Genomic DNA, 18173 nt, shown 5'->3' with positions numbered 1-18173 from the left:
AAAAAATTAAGTTATTATGCCAATCTACCTGTACTGGGGAGACGATGACTTTTCCTTATTGCAAGCGGTGGAACGATTGCGATCGGCCGTCGTTGATCCCAGTTGGGATAGTTTCAATTCTGACAGAATTGTGTCCGATCAAGCAAATTCTATCGTAATGGGACTCAATCAAGCCATGACTCCCCCGTTTGGGTTAGGTGGACGCTTTGTTTGGTTAGCCGATACCCCCCTGATGCAGCAATGTTCAACGGAGGTTTATCAGGAGTTAGAACGAACCCTGCCCGCGATCCCCGATACTACCACCTTACTATTAACCAGTGCCAACAAACCTGATAAACGGCTTAAATCTACTAAATTCTTAGAAGACCAGATTCGGAAATCCAAAGGAGAATTACGGGAATTTTCTCGAATCAAACCTTGGGAAACCGATAAGTTACAACAGCAAGTTAGAACCCTGGCCAGCGAACGCGGGGTAAAACTGACCCCGAATGGTATCGACCTCCTGGCGGAGTTAGTCGGAAATGATATCCGACAACTTTATAACGAATTGGAAAAACTACAACTTTTTAGTGGAAAGACTCACCAACCCTTGAGTGTGGAGGACATTTCCCGATTAGTTCAGTCCAATACTCAAAATAGCCTAAAACTTGCCAGTTGTATTAAGGCCGGACAAACCAGCGAAGCCCTAGAGTTGATAGCAGATCTGCTCCTACATAATGAACCCGCCCTGAAAATTGTGGCAACTTTAGTTAGTCAGTTTCGGACTTGGTTGTGGATTAAATTAATGATGGAAACCGGAGTTAGGGATAAAGTCGAAATTGCTAAAACCGCCGAAATTGGCAACCCCAACCGAGTATTTTTCTTGCAAAAAGAGGTACAAACTTCCACACTCAAGCAATTTCAACAGAGTTTACCCCTATTGCTGCAACTAGAAGCCTATCTTAAACGCGGAGGGGAAGAACTCTCTACCCTACAAACCCATATTATTGAACTGTGTAGTCTATTTCAAAGGCGGTAAAAATGCTAATTTTTAGAAAATAGTTGCACAGCAATTAATGAGTGATAGTATCATTGTCATGGACAGGTGAAATCATTTTAGCTATGTCATCACAAGATCAAAGCTCACGAGAACTGGCTAAACAGGGCGATCCCAAGGTAATCGCAGACGCGATTAACCGTTCCCTCAAATCCAAAGGAATTAACGCAGATGTCGTGCGGGAGAACGGCTGTCTCCATGTCATGATGGAGGGGGATCAGGTTCCCCACTATCAAAAAGACTTAGTAAAATTAGTCCGCAATGGCATGGATCGCCTCGGTGTTGAAACGATCTACACCGTTAAGGTTTATGGGCGTCAGTTCGGAGATGATTTACCCGTTTGGGAAGAAGAAATTATTCTGAGAACTCCGCCAGAACCCGTCATCAGTCCAATTGATGATGCCCTTTTGGATGAATCTTCTGTCCCTTTGGTGGATGATGAAGATGAAGACTACAATATTGACGACGAAATCATTGATGATGACGACATGATTGATGATGATGAATATTTACCCTCCAACAATAGTAATGTAGCACCAGCCTACAATCCCGAGGAGGATGATGATCCCGATGATGAGATTGAGGAAACCACCCGACAGGTTGAACCTAAAAAGCCAAAAAGCCAGGTTTTGCCATTGATTTTGTTAGGGGTTTTGGCTGTTTTGGCTATCTTAGGGGGATTGCATTTTGCCGGAATTTTCCGCTTACCCTTCCTCCCCACAGGTTCCTCCTCTCCAGAGTCCCCCTCTACTCCTTCAACTTCGACTTCTCCTCAACCGCCTGTACCTCCAGCCACACCTGCTGACCCATTTTCTGAAGCAGTTAAAACCGCAATCACTACTGCAAACTTAGTGCAGAAAGCCCAAACCAAGGCGGAATGGACAAAAGTGGCAACGGAATGGAAACGGGCCAGTGAGTTGATGAAAAAGGTTCCTAATTCCCATCCTAAGTTTACGCTGGCTAAAGATAGGGCGGTTCTATATGCTAATAATCAAAAAATAGCGGAACGAAAAGCTGCTACTGCTCCCAATTAAAATACAGTTGATCGTTGCTCTTTTAATTGTATTTTAATTTAGGGATTTCATCAAAATTTTTGTTCTGGTTAAGGTTATTTATCTGAGTTGGGCGCCAAGAGGGTTGGGAGACCCAACCCCTACAGGAATTAGTATATATACCTAATTCAAGATTGATCCGGTGTGTTATAGCAGGGAACAGGGAACAGCCCCCCCAAACCCCCCGTGCACGGGGGGCTAGGGGGGGAGGGAACAGGGAAAAAAATACTTCACTGTCTGGGTTACAAGATCCGTCTGGTGTCCTAACTGCCTTGGCGGTTGCTATATTAGGCCCTGGAGCAATTGTAAATTTTTAATACAGTGCAGACCCCTTTTCATCAAGTTTTGATCAAATTTTTATGAAGTTTTAAACATAATCAATGCGGGGGAAGGAAAAGTAGTTAATAATACAAATAGAAGTTTTCTACTGTCGCCATGTCTTCAGGCCATATATTGGCATATCAACTTGTTTCGGAGCAAACCCTGAATCAAATCATGAGACTTACGCAACAAATTCACCAACAGCTTGAATTAGGCGAGGTTTTAGACGTAACGGTCAAAGGAATTAGGGAAATCCTGGGTTGCGATCGGGCCGTCGTCTATCGTTTCTTAGCTGATGGCGATGGGGTGATCGTAGAAGAATCCGTCAGTCCTGAATGGATGCCAATTTTAGGTAAACTAATCCATGATCCCTGCTTTCAGGCGGAATGGGTAGACCTCTATCGCCGAGGAGAGATTAGCTTAATTGAGGATGTAAAGACTAAGCCGCTGCAAGCTTGTTACAAACAGCTTTTACAACGATTGCAAATCCGTGCCAATCTGGTTGTCCCAATTTTAATTACCAGATCTCCATCGTCTCAAATTTCTCCAACCTTACCCGATCTTTGGGGTTTATTGATTGTTCATCAATGTCAAAGTTCCCGTCAGTGGAAAACCCTAGATATTCAATTTCTGCAACAAATCGCGATGCAATTAGGAATTGCTATTCAATATAGAGAAGCTAATCAATATCCCTGGCAATTATATCAACAAAAATCGCAAAGAATATTACTACCCATCCAAGAAATAAACATCGCCCAGGATTGCCAATATTGTCATCTTGGTGATGAATATTTAACGAAAAAATCTAACAACGCTATCTCAATTACGGAATTAAATGGACTAGATCGACTCCAAACCCCAATCTGGATTTTTGATATTGAGAATTTACAAATGTGGTGGGCTAACCATGCCGCCCTTCATCTCTGGAATAGTACCAATCGAGAGGAATTAATTCAACGTAACTTTCAGGATATTTCAGAAGCTACGCGCATTCATTTAAACGCTTATTTACAACAATTTAAACACCAAAAAACCGTTACGGAAACCTGGACATTTTACCCCCAAGGTCAACCAATGTCAGTTCGTTGTACTTGTTCAGGAATTACCATCGAAACAGGTCGGATAGCGATGTTAGTAGAAGGGATTACAAAAGTTGCTAATCAAAGCTCTCCTGAAACCCTGCGGGCGATTGAAGTCCTGAATCATACGACTGTGATGATTTCCCTATACACCCTCGATGGTGTCCCCTTAATGCAAAATCCCTCCGCTCTTGAGTGTTATGGCGATACCCTCTATCCAAATCTCAATCACGATAATGCCTTTGTTCGCCATTTTGTTGATCCTCAGATTGGAGAAACCGCCATCGTAACTGCCCAATCCGGGGCAGTTTTTAGTATTGAGACTCAGGTTTATACTTTAAATGGGATTCGTTGGCATGGTTTAGATGTGCGTTGTACCCGTGATCCAGTAACGGGAAATGCTATGCTTCTTGTTAATGAAAAAGATATTACAGAACAGCAAACTGCCCTGATTGAACATCTGCATACTGAACAGGAATTGCGATGGAAAGAAGCCTTATTACGTTCGATGACGGATACGTCTAACTTGGCATTTTTTGTTGTTGATAATCGCACGGATAATATTATCTATTTTAATCATCGTTTTTGTAAAATTTGGGGAGTTGAACACTTAGAAATTCAGATGTTAGCAGGAGTTTTAAAAAATAATGATATTATTCCCGATTGTATTACTTTAATTGCTGATGTTCCTGCCTTTGCCGAGTCCTGTAAACCCTTGCAATCAGAGGAAAATCGGGCGGTAATTGAGGATAAAATTGCCTTTTCTGATGGGCGCACTATTCGCCGTTTTTCTAGTCAAATTCGAGATCAAAGCGATCACTATTTTGGACGCTTATATATTTTTGAGGATATTAGCGATCGCCAACAGGTAGAAATCAATCTTAGGGAAAGTGAAGAACGTTATCGCTCTGTAATTGCAGCCATGGCTGAAGGCATTGTCCTCCAGCAAGCCGATGGTCAGATCACCGCCTGTAATCAAAGTGCAGAAGATATTTTAGGGTTAACGGCCGACCAGATGATGGGCTTAACTTCCATTGACCCCCGATGGCGAGCCATTCAAGAGGATGGTTCGAATTTTCCAGGGGAAAACCATCCGACAATGGTAACTTTAAAGACGGGAAAACCTCAATTTAATGTAATTATGGGAGTATATAAACCCGATGGAAATTTAACCTGGATTTCGATTAATTCCCAACCTTTATTTCATCCCAACCCACCCGAACCCTATGCAGTGGTAGCTTCTTTTACCAATATTACAGCCCGTAAACAAGTAGAAGAAACCTTAAAACAACAGGTTGAAGGGGAACGGATAATTTATACCATCACCCAACGCATTCGTCAGTCTTTGGATTTAGATGAAATTCTGCAAACCACAGTCGCGGAGGTGCGTCAGTTCCTACAGACAGATCGGGTGATGATTTACCGTTTCAATTCCGATTGGAGTGGTCTGGTGGTTAAGGAATCTGTGAGTCCTGGGACAAAAGCTATTCTGAAGATGGAAATTACCGATAGCTATTTTGTGGAAAATCATGGACAATACTATCAGCAAAACACGATTAAAGCGACCCCTGATATTTATACCGCCGGGCTTACTCCCTGTCATTTTGAATTATTAGAAAAGTTACAAGTACGAGCAAAATTAGTGGTTCCGATTATTTTACAAACCCAGGGTTTATGGGGGATATTAATCGCCCATGATTGCACTAAGCCGAGGGAATGGCAAAACCTAGAAATTGAACTGATGCAGCAATTAGCAATTCAATTAGCGATCGCCATTCACCAATCAGAACTCCATCAACAATTACAACTAGCTAATCAACAATTACAAAATTTAGCCATGGTGGATCAACTCACCCAAATTGCTAATCGTCGTTGTTTTGATGAGATCTTACATCAAGAATGGCATCGTTTAGTCCGAGAAAAACGCCCCCTTTCATTATTGCTTTGTGATATTGATTATTTTAAACAATATAATGATACCTACGGACATTCTCAAGGAGATATCTGTTTACAACAGGTGGCTCAAGCACTCCAGCAAGGTGTTCAACGTTCTATTGATTTAGTTGCTCGTTATGGGGGGGAAGAATTTGTGGTAATTTTACCCCACACCGATCAGGAAGGTGCTTTGGAAGTGGCTCAGAAAATTCAAGATGTCCTTGAACAGTTTAACCTACCCCATCGTAGTTCTAATGTTGCTGACCGGGTAACAATGAGTATCGGGATTTGTAGTTTAATTCCTACGGTTGAGCGGTTTCCTTTGGATTTAATTAATGCGGCGGATCATGCTCTCTATCAAGCCAAAACCCTAGGACGAAATCGAACCGTTGGCAGTGTATTATAAATTAAGATAATTTTTTAATTAATTCTATGGAATGGACAGCAGAAGCCGAAACTCGTTTAAAAGAAATTCCCTTTTTTGTCCGTCCGGCGGCGCGGAAAAAGATTGAAAAGTTTGCTCAGGAATTAGGCGTTACTCAAATTACCGTTGAGGTTTATGAGCAGGCTAAACAAAAGTTTAATTGATAGGGAATAGGGAACAGGGAACAGGGAACAGGGAACAGGTAATAGGTAATAGGTAATAGGTAATAGGTAATAGAAAAAATATTGAATTTAAAAGTATGGTAAATTTAAAATCTTTGATTTTTGATGTGGATGGTACTTTAGCGGATACGGAACGGGATGGCCATAGACTTGCGTTTAATCAAGCCTTTTTTCAGGTGGGTTTATCTTGGAATTGGTCTGTAGATTTGTATGGTGAATTATTGGCAATTGGTGGAGGAAAAGAGCGGATTCGTTATTATATTGAAAAATATGAACCGGATTTTTTATTAACAGAAAAATTAGATGATTTAATTAGGGATCTACATCAGTTAAAAAATGAATATTATCGAAAATTATTAGATCAGGGTTCAATTCCTTTGCGTCCTGGGATACAACGATTAATTCAAGAAGCAAAGGAGCACCGAATTAGGTTAGCGATCGCAACTACTAGCGCCTTACCAAATGTTTTAGCTTTACTAGAAAATACAGCAATTCATCCAGACTGGTTTGAAATTATTGCCGCCGGGGATATTGTTTCAGCCAAAAAACCTGCCCCGGATATTTATTTTTATGTCTTAGAAAAATTGGGATTAAATGCAGCAGATTGTTTAGTATTTGAAGACTCCTATCATGGATTTTCAGCCTCTAAACAAGCTGGATTAAAAACAATTATTACTGTCAACGATTATACAAAAAATCAAGATTTTACCGATGCTTTATTAGTAGTAAATCATCTGGGCGAACCGAATAAACCGTTTACGGTATTAGAGGGGAATATTCCCGAAAAATGCTATTTAGATTTAGCCTTAATATCCTCTTACTTCTGTTGAAAGAAAAATTGGACTAACAGGAATCATAACTGACGACTCCTAAACTGATAACTCTTAAACTGATAACTCTTAAACTGATAACTGATAACTGATGACTGATAACTGATTACAAGGGTAAAGCTAAAGGTTTAAAGCCATGTTTCACAGAAACCCTTCCAATTTGTTCCATTTTTTCAACAGTAATTTGATTGCGACCCCAGGAAAAATTAGTATAAATTTTCTCAAATTCCAGTAACATTGATTCCGCAAAACAGGCAAATAGTTGACGTCCGGGTAACTTCATATTGACAATTTTCATAATTTTCCAGTCAATATCAAGGGCGTGTTCCACAATTCCGCCGTCTAGGACATAAATTTCAGGATGTTGAATTTTTGTGGCTAAATTCTTAGGATAACCACCATCAATTAGCAGACAGGGTTTTTTCAAGGTATAGGGATTAATTTCGACTCCTCGGGGCATACTCGCCACCCAAACGATAATATCTGCTTGGGGTACGGCTTCTTCTAATCCCATAATTTTTCCCCGTCCCAACTCCTCCTGTAAAGCATTGAGACGTTCCTTATCCCGGGCAATTAATAACAATTCTCCGGCCTCTGTGTGGCTGTTGAGCCAACGACAAACCGCACTACCAATATCCCCTGTGGCTCCACAAATAGCAACGGTAGCCTTAGTTAAATCAATCCCTAACCGAGCCGCCGCGTTTTCTACCTGACGACAGATAATATAGGCGGTGTGAGTATTTCCGGTGGTAAACCGTTCAAACTCTAACTTAATATTCCGAACCTGTTGAATTTGTTCTAAGTTAAAATTTTCAAAAATAATCGAGGAAAATCCCCCTAAAGCTGTGATATTAATGCCATTTTTTTGAGCATGAGCCATCGCATTGATAATTTTGCGAGTGGCCGCTTTAATGCGACGACTGGCTAACATTTCTGGCAAAAAACAAGACTCTACATATTTGCCTTCAATAGTTTGACCTGTAATACTCGTGACTTTGATATCATCAACGATTTGAGGCGGGGCGCTGCACCAAAAATCTAACCCTTGATCAGCATATTCAGGATATCCTAAATCTCTGGCAACGGCTTGGGCGTGTTCTAGGCTGGTAAGATGACCGATTAAACCAAACATGATTCAACTATAGATTTTAAGATGGATTTTAGAGTTTAACGTCTAAAGTAGAGACGTTCCATGGAACGTCTCTACTCGATTTGATCTAAAATCCAAAGGGTATTTTAGGCGGCGATGAGACCGTAGGCGGACATTCGCATAATATCGCGGGTCGAAAACCCGATATTGCTTAGAGCTTCCCCATAAGCAATCATAAAATCCTCGACTAATGCTTCCTTTTCCATTCCTAGAATGTGAGCATCATCGGCGACTTGGTTAAGCATTCTCCAAATAATCGGCAGGTTTTGGCGGTTAGCCGTTTCGAGTTCGGTTTTGGAGGCTTCAAAGTTCGCTTTTAGCCATTCTTCCCCAAAATTGAGGTGCATATACTCGTCTTTGACCACCCTTTCGGTAATTTTGCGAGCAAAATCATCGGCTACGGGAATGTAAATGTTGTAAGCGGCGATCGCAAAACATTCGATAATTAAAGATTGAATCAACAAGCAGGTGACAACTTTGCCTTCAGTCGCGGCATCCTTAAAATTTTGGTGTAAGGAAGAAAAGAATTCCTGGGCAAATTCCATATCCGGTGTGACGGTTAAATTCCGACCACAGGACTGAAACCCCCTTTTATGGCTCATTTCCATTTTGGCTAAACCTGCCAAATTCTCTTGCTGCTCAGGTAACATTGCACCCAGCTTGATGTAATTGTCGTAGGCTTCCTGTTCTCCTTCAATCACAATGGCGTTAATTCGGCTGTAGGCATCTTTATAGGTTTCAGATTGGAAGTCAATCGTAATAGCTTCAACCTGTGGCATAGATTTACAATCTCCTCATCACAAATAAGTTATTATTGCTGATTTACACCCCCCTTCCCCCTTTGGGGTATCCTTAAAGATCGGGTCGGAGAGTTGATGTTTTCACCAAACTACTTAATTAATTAAGCTTATAGCGATTCTCGCACAAAACCCACGTCTTTTCCGCGTGGGATGAACTTGGACATTGAATTGAATCCACCTTGAGGGAAGACCGGATGCAATATCATAACTTTTTGTTAACCCAAACAAGATAGCAAGCATTTGTTACTTATGTTGACACTCCCACGGGTGAACCGCGTGGGATTCTCCTGTCTAGCCCCGATTGCTCGGTATTCATGGAGTTGCCCCCTACTGTTTCCAGAATTGCTTCACAGCAATATTAGAGGAGAGTACGAGACTCTGAGGAATGCCAAGTACCTCGTCCCAATTGACGGCACACGACTATTACAGTCTTTGGCTCTGCCAAGATTTTTCGGAGCTTTCTGTAGTCAACAGGGATAATCACAGTGGTTGCCTTTTTCTCGCCATTGACAACTTGTTTTTAAGGAGGTCAGAACATCTGACCAGATAAGCGAGGAACATCCTTGCTATACTCTGATAATAGAGTCTTAAATAGAGTATGTCAAGGGAAAAGAAAATTCAGTTTAATGTTAACGAGAAAGAATATGAACGTCTCAAAAGTCATGCTGAATCAGAAGGATTATCAATGGCTGAAGTTCTTAGGGATTACATTAAAACCCTCACACCCCCTAAAGGGGGTCGCACTACATCCCACGACTGAAGTGCGTGGGCTTTGTGCGAGGTTGTTGTAATGGATAATGGGTTTTTAGGTTCATTTTTTATAGTAAATGCGCCCTTAATTGTTTGCAATTAAATGCGTATTTAGAAGAACAAGAAACTCTACCCATTACCGATTACCCATTACCGATTACCGATTACCGATTACCCATTACCGATTACCCATTACCGATTACCCATTACCCATTACCAATTACCCATTACCAATTACCAATTACCCATTACCAATTACCAATTACCAATTACCAATTACCAATTACCCATTACCCATTACCCATTACCTATTTCTTTGCCAATTGTATTAACGAACCATCACCACATCAGACACCCTATTATTGACAAAAATCACATCAATAACTCCATTGGGGTTATTACGACTCCATCGCTCAATGATACGGCGATTAGTATGTTCCATCGTTTGATTAAAGACGAAATTGTTTCTTGTCAGCCAACGTCTGGCTTGATTTTCATTAGAACCAATTAAATTTTTCCGGGCGTTAGTAAACCAGTCAGAGGAGTTTCCCATCGAGTTACCCGAGGAGAGACCACAATTTCCGGTGCTGGTGCCCCATTCTTCCGCCGTAACCGATATTTGTGAACCCGGTCGCACATTACCACGAGAAAGATCAACTAAAGTTACCATTGTGGCTGCCATAATTGACCCTGTATAAACAGGTTGTCTGGCGTTATTGGTGGATTGAAAACTTAGGTTAGAAACGATGGGGGGCTGTCCTGAACGTTCCCAACGAATTTCTGTGAAACGACCGTTAAGAAACTGGGCTGAATAAGTCCAACCATTATTCATTCGTCCATTACAAAATAACTGTTGAGCAGCGCTGGCTGAAGAAAATACCGCTTCTCCTAAAACTAAACCGACCGTTGCTAATCCCGTTAAGAAAAGCATTGCACCCTTCTGAATATTTTTGTTTCTGTTCATGTCTAGTTTGATTTTTTGTGATTTTTCCAAATAATATTAATAAAACAGCCCAAGGCTGGACTGTTTTATTGGTGTTTCCGAGTTATTTCGAGAAACGGGGGCCTAGACCAACGGCTCCAGCATAAACCGCTTGGGCACCGAGTTCGTCTTCAATCCGTAATAAACGGTTATATTTGGCGACCCGTTCACTCCGACACAGAGAACCCGTTTTAATTTGTCCGGCTCGGGTAGCAACGGCCAGGTCTGCAATCGTGGTATCTTCAGTTTCCCCGGAACGGTGACTAATTATGGAAGTATAACCATTGCGGGTTGCTAGGTCAACGGTTTCTAAGGTTTCCGACAGAGAACCAATTTGGTTGAGTTTCACCAAAATAGAATTCGCTATTTTCTCCTCAAGACCTCTTTTTAAACGGGTTGGGTTAGTCACAAATAGGTCATCGCCCACCAGTTGCACTTTACTACCGAGTTTTTCCGTTAGGGATTTCCAGTGAACCCAGTCATCCTCGTGGAGACCGTCTTCGATGGAAATAATCGGGTACTGACTGGTTAATTTACTCAGGTATTCAGTCAGTTGCTCCCCACTATTCGGTTGACCGTCGTAGGTATAGATACCATCTTTATAGAATTCACTCGCGGCCACATCCAGAGCCAGTGCGACCTGTTCACCGGGTTTATAACCCGCAATTTCAATAGCTTGGATGAGAATATCTAGGGCTTCTTGATTAGAACCCAAATTAGGAGCAAAACCGCCTTCATCTCCCACGCCACCCAGGAGGCCTTTACCTTTCAAGACGTCACTCAGGGATGCAAACACCTCCGCACCCCAACGCAGGGCTTCTTTGAAGGTGGGAGCCCCAATGGGAACGATCATAAATTCTTGAATATCCACGTTATTCGCAGCGTGGGAACCTCCGTTAATCACGTTCATCAGGGGAACGGGGAGGAGGTTGGCAATGGGGCCGCCTAAGTAACGGTATAGGGGTAAACCCTGGGTTTCGGCGGCCGCTTTAGCGACGGCTAGGGAGACGCCTAGGATGGCATTAGCTCCCAGGTTGCTTTTATTGGGAGTACCATCAAGGTCGAGCATGATTTGGTCGATGACGGTTTGTTCTAGGGCACTAACTCCGTTCAGGGCTGGGGCGATGACTTCGTTGACGTTTTTAACTGCTGTTAGAACTCCTTTACCCCCATAACGGCTTTTATCTCCATCTCGGAGTTCATGGGCTTCAAAGCTTCCGGTGGAGGCTCCACTGGGAACTTGAGCGTGTCCATAGGCTCCGTTATCGAGGTAGACTTCGGCTTCGAGAGTTGGGCGTCCGCGAGAGTCGAGGATTTCACGGGCAATAATAGTAAGAATTCCACTGTCTGACATATCTATATCTATCCTTTATTAGTCCGTTAAGAGGTGTCCCAGGCTTCAAAGAGTTGAGACAAGAGATCACGTTAACAGGTTATGGGTTGATCTAGTCGCAGTCCTTGGAACATTTTAAGGTTTTGTTCGGGTTAGATTTACGACATAACTGTGTTTTAAGGCTCCGTTCCCCCTTCGCTCTATAATCTGGTAATAATATTCATCTTGCCATGACGAGTGATTGCCCTTTATCCTGGTAGCTTTGATCCGGTTACGTTAGGACATTTAGATGTCATTGAGCGAGGTTGTAAACTATTTGAACAGGTGATTGTGGCGGTATTGGGAAATCCTAATAAAAAGCCTTTATTTAGCGTAGGGGAAAGGATGGAACAAATCAGCTACAGTACCCAACATCTGAACAATCTGGAAGTAGCCAGTTTTGACGGTCTAACGGTAGACTATGCAAAACTACGGAATGCTCAAGTGTTAATTCGAGGGCTGCGAGTTCTTTCTGATTTTGAGTTAGAACTGCAAATGGCTCATATCAATAAAACTCTATCAACAGAAATTGAAACGGTATTTTTGGCAACCTCAAAGGAATATAGTTTCCTCTCTAGTAGTGTTGTTAAAGAAATTGCCCGATTTGGAGGTTCTGTTGATCATCTTGTTCCTAATCACGTTGCTAAAGAATTATATAAATGTTACGCCAGGAATCAACCCCAAGACTAGAACCCGAACAAAATGGACTCCGTGTAGAACCGGAAACTACTGTCAGTAATTCCCCTGGAATTGATATTCAACGGGAACTTAACCGACTGGAGGAGATGATTCTCGATAGTCCTAGAATTCCATTAACTCGACGAACTTTAGTCGATGAAGAACAATTACTGGATCAATTAGATTTGATTCGATTGAATTTACCTAGTGCATTTCAAGAGTCAGATATTATTGTCCGTCATAAGGATGAAATTCTCCAAGAAGCGGAAGAATATGCTCAGGAAATTGTCACTATGGCTGAACAAAGAGCCGCTAGAATATTAAATGAAATGGGTTTGATTCAACAAGCAAAATCTGAAGCTGATCAATTGCGTCAACAGGTTCAAAATGAATGTGACACGCTTCAGCAACAAACCTTGTCTGAAATTGAACAAATTCGTTATCGTCTTCAACAGGAATTAGAGGAAATGCGATCGCGGACTATGGCTGAATGCGAAGAAATTCAAAACGGCGCCGATGACTATGCAGATCACGTCCTAGGAAGCATCGAACAACAGTTAAATGAAATGATGCGAGTGATTCGTAATGGTCGCCAACAAGTACAGGGAAATAATCCCACTCGGTAACTCTATGATAATGGAATTAGGAGATAGCCTAGGCGTTATTTAAAGCGTCTTTTCAGCCGTCTCCAATTTCCGTTTACAGATTTTTCCCCCATTCGTAATTCATAATTCCCTACTATTTTTATGTTAAATAATATTAGGCTATTACTCCAGGCTTGCCAGAATCTAAATATTGATTATGAAATTCTCCATGATCATGAGAATTTAATCAAAATCAAACTCGATAAAAATTATTATTTCTGTAATTATAGCACACCTTTTGTCGATCAATCTGTTTTCAAAATTCTCAAAGATAAGGAATATACTTACTCGATTTTAAAGGGAAAAATTAAAATTCCGAAAACATCGGGCTTTCTTTCCCTATTTTGCGATGAGAAATATCAAGAGTATTTAAAGTTTAAAACCATTCCTGATATTGCTCAAGAAATTGAGAGGATATTCCCATTTCCCGTGATTGTTAAACGTAATTCTGGTTCCAGTGGGCAGAATGTTTTTTTATGTAAAAGTTTTGAGGAAATTGAAACCGCATTAACCACAATTTTTAACATTCATGATAAAAGTTATGATTATATTGCTGTTGCTCAAGAGTATATTTTAATCCAACGGGAATATCGAGCCGTTTTTTTAAATCAAGAATTAATTTTACTCTATGAAAAAGATATTACTCAAGCAACCTTTACCGGAAATCTAAGTCCTTTACATTGGCAAGGAGCGCGAGCCAAATATATTAATAATCCTCGTATTATATCAGAAATAGAAACATTTTGTCAACCTATTTTTCAAGAATTAGATTTAAAATATACCGGGTTAGATATTGCCATAGACAAAGATCATCAATATTGGTTTATAGAGGCAAATTCCCATCCCAATTATGATATATTTACTAGAGATAATGATCCAGAACTAGCCGTCCAAGTATTTGAAAAAATGCTAACTTTTTTAGCATCTAAATCAAGAAAAAAGCCATTCTAGGATTTTGAGTATTTTTTCTCTGTGCAAGTTAACAATCTGTCACAGACCTAAATAATTAATCCTGATTTTCAATTAAAACCAGAATTGTACTTTCCAGAATATTTAGGTTAGAACTAAAATAGGATTATATCACTCAGTTTTAACATTATTTCATATCACCTCAAATGATTAACGAAAAATTCCGTCGCCAACTTCGTCACGAAGCCAAACTCTGGCAAGAAGAACAAATAATTGATGATTCTGTCTATCAACAGTTAGCCAACCGCTATCAATTTAATCATCTTGAAACCGCCGCCAGTAGTCGGTTTGTCATGATTTTAATAGGGTTAGGAGCCATTCTATTAGGTTTAGGTGTCATTACCTTTGTGGCAGCTAATTGGCAGGACTGGTCAAAAACCGTTAAAGTCATCCTACTTCTGAGTTTATTTATAGGAGTCAATGCAACTGGCTTTTATTTATGGCAACAACCATCAGACTCCTTTGAAGTAGGAAGAAAACAAAAATTAGGTCAAGGATTATTACTATTTGGAGCCTTAATTTTAGGAGCAAATATTGCCTTGATGGGGCAAATTTTTCATCAAAGTGGTTCAGTTTATGAACTATTTTTAGTCTGGGGAATTGGTGTTTTAGCCATGTCCTATAGTCTGCAATTGACTTCTTTAGGATTTTTAGGACTACTATTGTATGGTATGGGTTATTGGAGTGGAGCATCTAATTTATACTCACCTCAACCCTTTTCTATATTACATTTATTCCTAGAACATACCCCTTTAATTGCCGGATTTCTATTCATTCCCCTCGCCTATCGTTGTCAGTCCCGGGTCTTATTTATTATGACCTTACTGATTCTCATTCCCGCTTTACAAATCAGCATTCTTCCCCTGCTAAATTCTGATTTACCCGAAGGGTTAATCTTCGCCATTATGTTTATTTTTACTCCCGCTTTACTGTGGAGTTATGATGATATTTTATGGCCGATGATTGATAGTAGACCCTTTCAACCCTCAGCCCGCACTCTCTCCATTATTCAGTTAAGTATTGTATTTTTTGGTTTATCTTTTAATGGAGTTTGGAATGATCTTTTACAGAACAATTCCAACAATTCAGTGTTCATGAGTAATTTCCTTCTGATTGATTTTTATATCTTTCTAGGAATAGTTTTATGGCAATGGTTTCAATTGATTAAACCCGGTGCTATTCACCCGAATAGATGGGGATTTGATTCGGTTACTAGCGTCATTGCCGGATTTTTAGGATTAACAGGATTTATCTTTTTCTGGCATTTACAAATCAATTTAATTCCTGAAATAGCCACATTTTTATTCAATGTGCAGATGTTTACATTAGCAACGGGATTAATTAGAATTGGACTCGCCCAAACTCAACGATTTGCCTTTTGGGGCGGGATGATTTTATTAGTTACCCAAATCATGAGTCGTACCTTTGAATATAACACAGAATTGATTTTAAAAGCCTTTGTATTTACCTTATGTGGTGTGGGGGTAATTCTGGCTGGATTATGGTTTGAACGCCATTTATTAGCTGCTGCTAGAACCCAAAATCGTTAATTCATCAATTTTTAGGAGTCAAAATCATGAATTCTTCTAACTCGAATGATACTCAATCTTCCGTTATTTTAACTCCGTCTCCTGTTGTTAAAAAACAGATCCATGTTTGGAAATTTTTATTTCCGTTATTATTTCAATTAATCCTAATTTTAGCAGTTCCTTCCCAAGCGTTTTATACTCAGGTAACGGGAAAAACTGTGGTATTACAAACCGCCCCCGTTGACCCCTATGATTTTTTCCGAGGATATTATCAAACCCTGAGTTATAATATTTCCAGTGCTGATACTCTCAAAGCACTTCCCGGTTGGAAAGAAGTTGCTCAAGGCGCGGAATATTTACCCCAGGGAACCTTAATTTATGTGATCTTAGAAAAACCCAAAGATGCGTCTAAATCTCCACATCCCTCAGCTTGGAAACCGATAAAAGTCAGTGCTGAATATCCTGATAATTTATCTAATAATCAAATAGCTTTACAGGGAAAATCAACGGGATGGAATATTGAATACGGTTTAGAACGATATTATATGCCAGAAAACCAACGTGATCAAATTAATAATACCATTACAGAAGCACAAAGGAATAATCAACAATCTTTTGTTGTGGAAGTGAAAATTAATGCTCAAGGAAAAGCAATTCCAGTTAGTTTGTGGGTGCGCGATCGCAATTACAAATTTTAATTCTCCAAAACCCAGTTTCTGGTTGTGATACAATTTCCCAAATATGCTACAATTAAGAAACTGGGTTTTAATATTAATTTAAAATCAATCTCATTTATTCTTTACAATCAATAGATAAAAGCATGAAGCAACTTAACCTTACTAATTTAGGACAAATTAAAAAAGCAGACATAGAATTTGGCGATTTAACTTTATTCATTGGCGCTCAAGCTACTGGAAAAAGTATTTTATTGCAATTAATAAAACTCTTACTTGATAGTGGAGATATTGTGAATACGATCAAAAAAAATGGCTATGACTGGGAAGGAGATATCAATAATTTAATCGAGCTTTATTTCGGAGAGGGAATGCGGAATATCTGGAGTAAAAACACAGAAATATGTGGCGATAACAAAATTATAAATTTAGACCAATTATTGAATGAAAATAGCCGAAAAAAAGAGCAGCTTTTCTTTATGCCAGCCCAGCGTGTGCTAACCATCGAGAATGGATGGCCTCGATTGTTTCGGAGCTTTAATGGAGCTCCCTATGTCGTTCGCAATTTTAGCGAGCATTTATTGCTACTAATGCAACAAGGTTTGGGTAATAAAGGCAGTCCAATCTTTCCCCAGAAAGGTCGCCTTAAACAAGAACTTCGTGATTCACTAGATCATAGTATTTTTCACGGTGCTCAGGTAGAACTTAACACCACTGGAATGAGTAAAAGCATCCAAATTAATATGAATGGAAATCGCTTATCCTTCATGTCTTGGTCTGCTGGACAACGAGAATTTATGCCTTTACTTCTAGGTCTTTATTGGCTAATGCCGATATCAAAAGCATCTAAAAAGTCTGATATAGATTGGGTCGTAATTGAAGAACCAGAAATGGGATTGCATCCTCAAGCAATTTTATCAGTAATTTTGATGTGTTTGGAACTTTTGCATCGAGGATATCGCTTACTGATTTCAACTCACTCTCCTGTGCTTTTAGAAGCGGTTTGGGCTATTCGTTTCTTACGAGAACAGAATACTGATATCAAATATCTTTATAAACTTTTTGCTCTGAAGTCGTCTGCCCCAACTACAAAATTATTTGAGAATATTCTCAATCATAAGACTTTTTCGACCTACTATTTCGACCAAAAAGAAGACGGTGTTTATGTGCGTGATATTTCATCTTTAGATCCATTTGATCCTGACCCTGCGATCGCTAACTGGGGGGGATTAACTAGCTTTAGTAGTCAGGCATCGGATGTTGTTTCCCAAGCGATTCAGGAGAAGGAATGAGTTTTAAGAAAGCGATCGAGAATACCCCTTTATTAGAGAATGCTTTTGAAAAGGGATTAAAAGCTCTAGGTTCAAATCGTAGCAAAGTAAAACCTCTTGATCCCAGTAAATGTGAAGGGAGTGTTGATATTGATACAGCAGTTAAATCAATATATCCTAATGCTTCACGTTGGGACTATGCAGTTGGATATGATGGTAAAACTTATTTTATCGAAGTACATACTGCTAAAACAGATGAAGTAAAGTCTGTTCTGAATAAGCTTCAGTGGTTAAAAGATTTTCTTATCAATGATGCCCCTGAATTGAATAAAGAGCCAAAGTCTTTTCATTGGATTGCCTCTAATGGAATTCACTTAAAAGGTGATAATAAATTCCGTAAGTTAGCTCAAAGAGGAATCACGGTAAATAGAGAACTAAGGTTGTAATTTACAACTTATTTGTGATTGCAATTACAAAATTTATCGACCCAAATAA

18 protein-coding genes are annotated in these 18173 nt (G+C 39.9%); 14 read left to right on the top strand and 4 right to left on the bottom strand.

Translation table 11 applies throughout. The features are described 5' to 3' along the window. The first annotated feature begins 16 nt into the window (after nucleotides 1–16). The 5 genes from holA to NMG86_RS07370 all read left to right on the top strand — a co-directional run bounded on the left by holA (nucleotide 17) and on the right by NMG86_RS07370 (nucleotide 6859). Nucleotides 17–1018 carry a DNA polymerase III subunit delta gene (gene holA, locus NMG86_RS07390; RefSeq protein WP_026797342.1) on the top strand — a complete coding sequence of 334 codons (1002 nt, stop codon included), beginning with the start codon at nucleotides 17–19 and terminating at the stop codon, nucleotides 1016–1018. An 83-nt stretch (nucleotides 1019–1101) separates the two neighbouring features. Beyond that, nucleotides 1102–2070 carry a hypothetical protein gene (locus NMG86_RS07385; RefSeq protein WP_036842494.1) on the top strand — a complete coding sequence of 323 codons (969 nt, stop codon included), beginning with the start codon at nucleotides 1102–1104 and terminating at the stop codon, nucleotides 2068–2070. A 513-nt stretch (nucleotides 2071–2583) separates the two neighbouring features. Then, on the top strand, nucleotides 2584–5829 hold the full coding sequence (locus tag NMG86_RS07380; protein ID WP_052338667.1) for a diguanylate cyclase domain-containing protein: 3246 nt from the start codon (nucleotides 2584–2586) through the stop codon (nucleotides 5827–5829). A 26-nt stretch (nucleotides 5830–5855) separates the two neighbouring features. Next, on the top strand, nucleotides 5856–6011 hold the full coding sequence (locus NMG86_RS07375) for a PCP reductase family protein (protein WP_026787533.1): 156 nt from the start codon (nucleotides 5856–5858) through the stop codon (nucleotides 6009–6011). A gap of 95 nt (nucleotides 6012–6106) precedes the next feature. Further along, a complete protein-coding gene (locus tag NMG86_RS07370; RefSeq protein ID WP_026787534.1) occupies nucleotides 6107–6859 on the top strand; it encodes an HAD family hydrolase in 753 nt (250 codons plus the stop codon). A 106-nt stretch (nucleotides 6860–6965) separates the two neighbouring features. Here the strand turns inward: NMG86_RS07370 and NMG86_RS07365 are convergent, their stop codons facing one another. Then, nucleotides 6966–7991: a long-chain acyl-[acyl-carrier-protein] reductase gene (locus tag NMG86_RS07365; RefSeq protein ID WP_026787535.1), complete on the bottom strand. Its 1026-nt coding sequence runs from the start codon at nucleotides 7989–7991 to the stop codon at nucleotides 6966–6968. A gap of 104 nt (nucleotides 7992–8095) precedes the next feature. Continuing rightward, nucleotides 8096–8788 (bottom strand): aldehyde oxygenase (deformylating), encoded by a 693-nt coding sequence (locus NMG86_RS07360; RefSeq protein WP_026787536.1) that lies wholly within the window; start codon nucleotides 8786–8788, stop codon nucleotides 8096–8098. Nucleotides 8789–9407: 619 nt separating this feature from the next. Here NMG86_RS07360 and NMG86_RS07355 point away from each other — a divergent pair. Beyond that, entirely contained in the window at nucleotides 9408–9569 is a 162-nt protein-coding gene (locus NMG86_RS07355; RefSeq protein WP_141292963.1) for a ribbon-helix-helix protein, CopG family, read from the top strand. A gap of 83 nt (nucleotides 9570–9652) precedes the next feature. After that, nucleotides 9653–9925, top strand: coding sequence for a hypothetical protein (locus NMG86_RS07350; RefSeq protein ID WP_026798691.1), 273 nt, complete (start codon nucleotides 9653–9655; stop codon nucleotides 9923–9925). Here NMG86_RS07350 and NMG86_RS07345 read toward each other — a convergent pair. Further along, nucleotides 9888–10523, bottom strand: coding sequence for a hypothetical protein (locus NMG86_RS07345; RefSeq protein WP_199918695.1), 636 nt, complete (start codon nucleotides 10521–10523; stop codon nucleotides 9888–9890). The two genes, NMG86_RS07350 and NMG86_RS07345, sit on opposite strands and share 38 nt — an antisense overlap. Before the next feature lie 82 nt (nucleotides 10524–10605). Then, on the bottom strand, nucleotides 10606–11895 hold the full coding sequence (gene eno, locus NMG86_RS07340; protein WP_026797340.1) for a phosphopyruvate hydratase: 1290 nt from the start codon (nucleotides 11893–11895) through the stop codon (nucleotides 10606–10608). Between the two features lie 216 nt (nucleotides 11896–12111). Between eno and coaD the strand changes: the two genes are divergently transcribed. The 7 genes from coaD (at nucleotide 12112) to NMG86_RS07305 (ending at nucleotide 18124) form a co-directional block, all read left to right on the top strand. Next, nucleotides 12112–12603 carry a pantetheine-phosphate adenylyltransferase gene (coaD, locus tag NMG86_RS07335; RefSeq protein ID WP_026787538.1) on the top strand — a complete coding sequence of 164 codons (492 nt, stop codon included), beginning with the start codon at nucleotides 12112–12114 and terminating at the stop codon, nucleotides 12601–12603. Next, a complete protein-coding gene (locus tag NMG86_RS07330; RefSeq protein WP_026787539.1) occupies nucleotides 12573–13217 on the top strand; it encodes an ATP synthase subunit B family protein in 645 nt (214 codons plus the stop codon). Before coaD ends, NMG86_RS07330 begins: the two co-directional genes overlap by 31 nt. A 120-nt stretch (nucleotides 13218–13337) precedes the next feature. Continuing rightward, nucleotides 13338–14186: an ATP-grasp domain-containing protein gene (locus NMG86_RS07325; RefSeq protein WP_026797339.1), complete on the top strand. Its 849-nt coding sequence runs from the start codon at nucleotides 13338–13340 to the stop codon at nucleotides 14184–14186. A gap of 164 nt (nucleotides 14187–14350) precedes the next feature. Continuing rightward, a complete protein-coding gene (locus tag NMG86_RS07320; RefSeq protein ID WP_026797338.1) occupies nucleotides 14351–15754 on the top strand; it encodes a DUF2157 domain-containing protein in 1404 nt (467 codons plus the stop codon). A 26-nt stretch (nucleotides 15755–15780) separates the two neighbouring features. Then, a complete protein-coding gene (locus NMG86_RS07315) occupies nucleotides 15781–16431 on the top strand; it encodes a GDYXXLXY domain-containing protein (protein WP_193372467.1) in 651 nt (216 codons plus the stop codon). A 122-nt stretch (nucleotides 16432–16553) separates the two neighbouring features. Continuing rightward, entirely contained in the window at nucleotides 16554–17699 is a 1146-nt protein-coding gene (locus NMG86_RS07310) for an AAA family ATPase (protein ID WP_026797336.1), read from the top strand. After that, nucleotides 17696–18124 (top strand): hypothetical protein, encoded by a 429-nt coding sequence (locus NMG86_RS07305; RefSeq protein WP_051319663.1) that lies wholly within the window; start codon nucleotides 17696–17698, stop codon nucleotides 18122–18124. The genes NMG86_RS07310 and NMG86_RS07305 overlap by 4 nt, the downstream gene beginning before the upstream one ends. Nucleotides 18125–18173: the final 49 nt, after the last annotated feature.

Origin of the sequence: Planktothrix rubescens CCAP 1459/22 (assembly GCA_904830895.1) — a bacterium.
Lineage (GTDB): Bacteria > Cyanobacteriota > Cyanobacteriia > Cyanobacteriales > Microcoleaceae > Planktothrix > Planktothrix agardhii.
Note: the sequence above shows the minus strand (reverse complement) of the source record. Positions and strands in the feature narration are given on the sequence as shown.

What these genes read in the sequence shown, in the direction of transcription:
- holA (WP_026797342.1), top strand. Translation starts at nt 17, where the DNA reads ATGCCAATCTACCTGTACTGGGGAGACGATGACTTTTCCTTATTGCAA.
- NMG86_RS07385 (WP_036842494.1), top strand. Translation starts at nt 1,102, where the DNA reads ATGTCATCACAAGATCAAAGCTCACGAGAACTGGCTAAACAGGGCGAT.
- NMG86_RS07380 (WP_052338667.1), top strand. Translation starts at nt 2,584, where the DNA reads ATGAGACTTACGCAACAAATTCACCAACAGCTTGAATTAGGCGAGGTT.
- NMG86_RS07375 (WP_026787533.1), top strand. Translation starts at nt 5,856, where the DNA reads ATGGAATGGACAGCAGAAGCCGAAACTCGTTTAAAAGAAATTCCCTTT.
- NMG86_RS07370 (WP_026787534.1), top strand. Translation starts at nt 6,107, where the DNA reads ATGGTAAATTTAAAATCTTTGATTTTTGATGTGGATGGTACTTTAGCG.
- NMG86_RS07365 (WP_026787535.1), bottom strand. Translation starts at nt 7,991, where the DNA reads ATGTTTGGTTTAATCGGTCATCTTACCAGCCTAGAACACGCCCAAGCC.
- NMG86_RS07360 (WP_026787536.1), bottom strand. Translation starts at nt 8,788, where the DNA reads ATGCCACAGGTTGAAGCTATTACGATTGACTTCCAATCTGAAACCTAT.
- NMG86_RS07355 (WP_141292963.1), top strand. Translation starts at nt 9,408, where the DNA reads ATGTCAAGGGAAAAGAAAATTCAGTTTAATGTTAACGAGAAAGAATAT.
- NMG86_RS07345 (WP_199918695.1), bottom strand. Translation starts at nt 10,523, where the DNA reads ATGAACAGAAACAAAAATATTCAGAAGGGTGCAATGCTTTTCTTAACG.
- eno (WP_026797340.1), bottom strand. Translation starts at nt 11,895, where the DNA reads ATGTCAGACAGTGGAATTCTTACTATTATTGCCCGTGAAATCCTCGAC.
- NMG86_RS07330 (WP_026787539.1), top strand. Translation starts at nt 12,573, where the DNA reads ATGTTACGCCAGGAATCAACCCCAAGACTAGAACCCGAACAAAATGGA.
- NMG86_RS07325 (WP_026797339.1), top strand. Translation starts at nt 13,338, where the DNA reads ATGTTAAATAATATTAGGCTATTACTCCAGGCTTGCCAGAATCTAAAT.
- NMG86_RS07320 (WP_026797338.1), top strand. Translation starts at nt 14,351, where the DNA reads ATGATTAACGAAAAATTCCGTCGCCAACTTCGTCACGAAGCCAAACTC.
- NMG86_RS07315 (WP_193372467.1), top strand. Translation starts at nt 15,781, where the DNA reads ATGAATTCTTCTAACTCGAATGATACTCAATCTTCCGTTATTTTAACT.
- NMG86_RS07310 (WP_026797336.1), top strand. Translation starts at nt 16,554, where the DNA reads ATGAAGCAACTTAACCTTACTAATTTAGGACAAATTAAAAAAGCAGAC.
- NMG86_RS07305 (WP_051319663.1), top strand. Translation starts at nt 17,696, where the DNA reads ATGAGTTTTAAGAAAGCGATCGAGAATACCCCTTTATTAGAGAATGCT.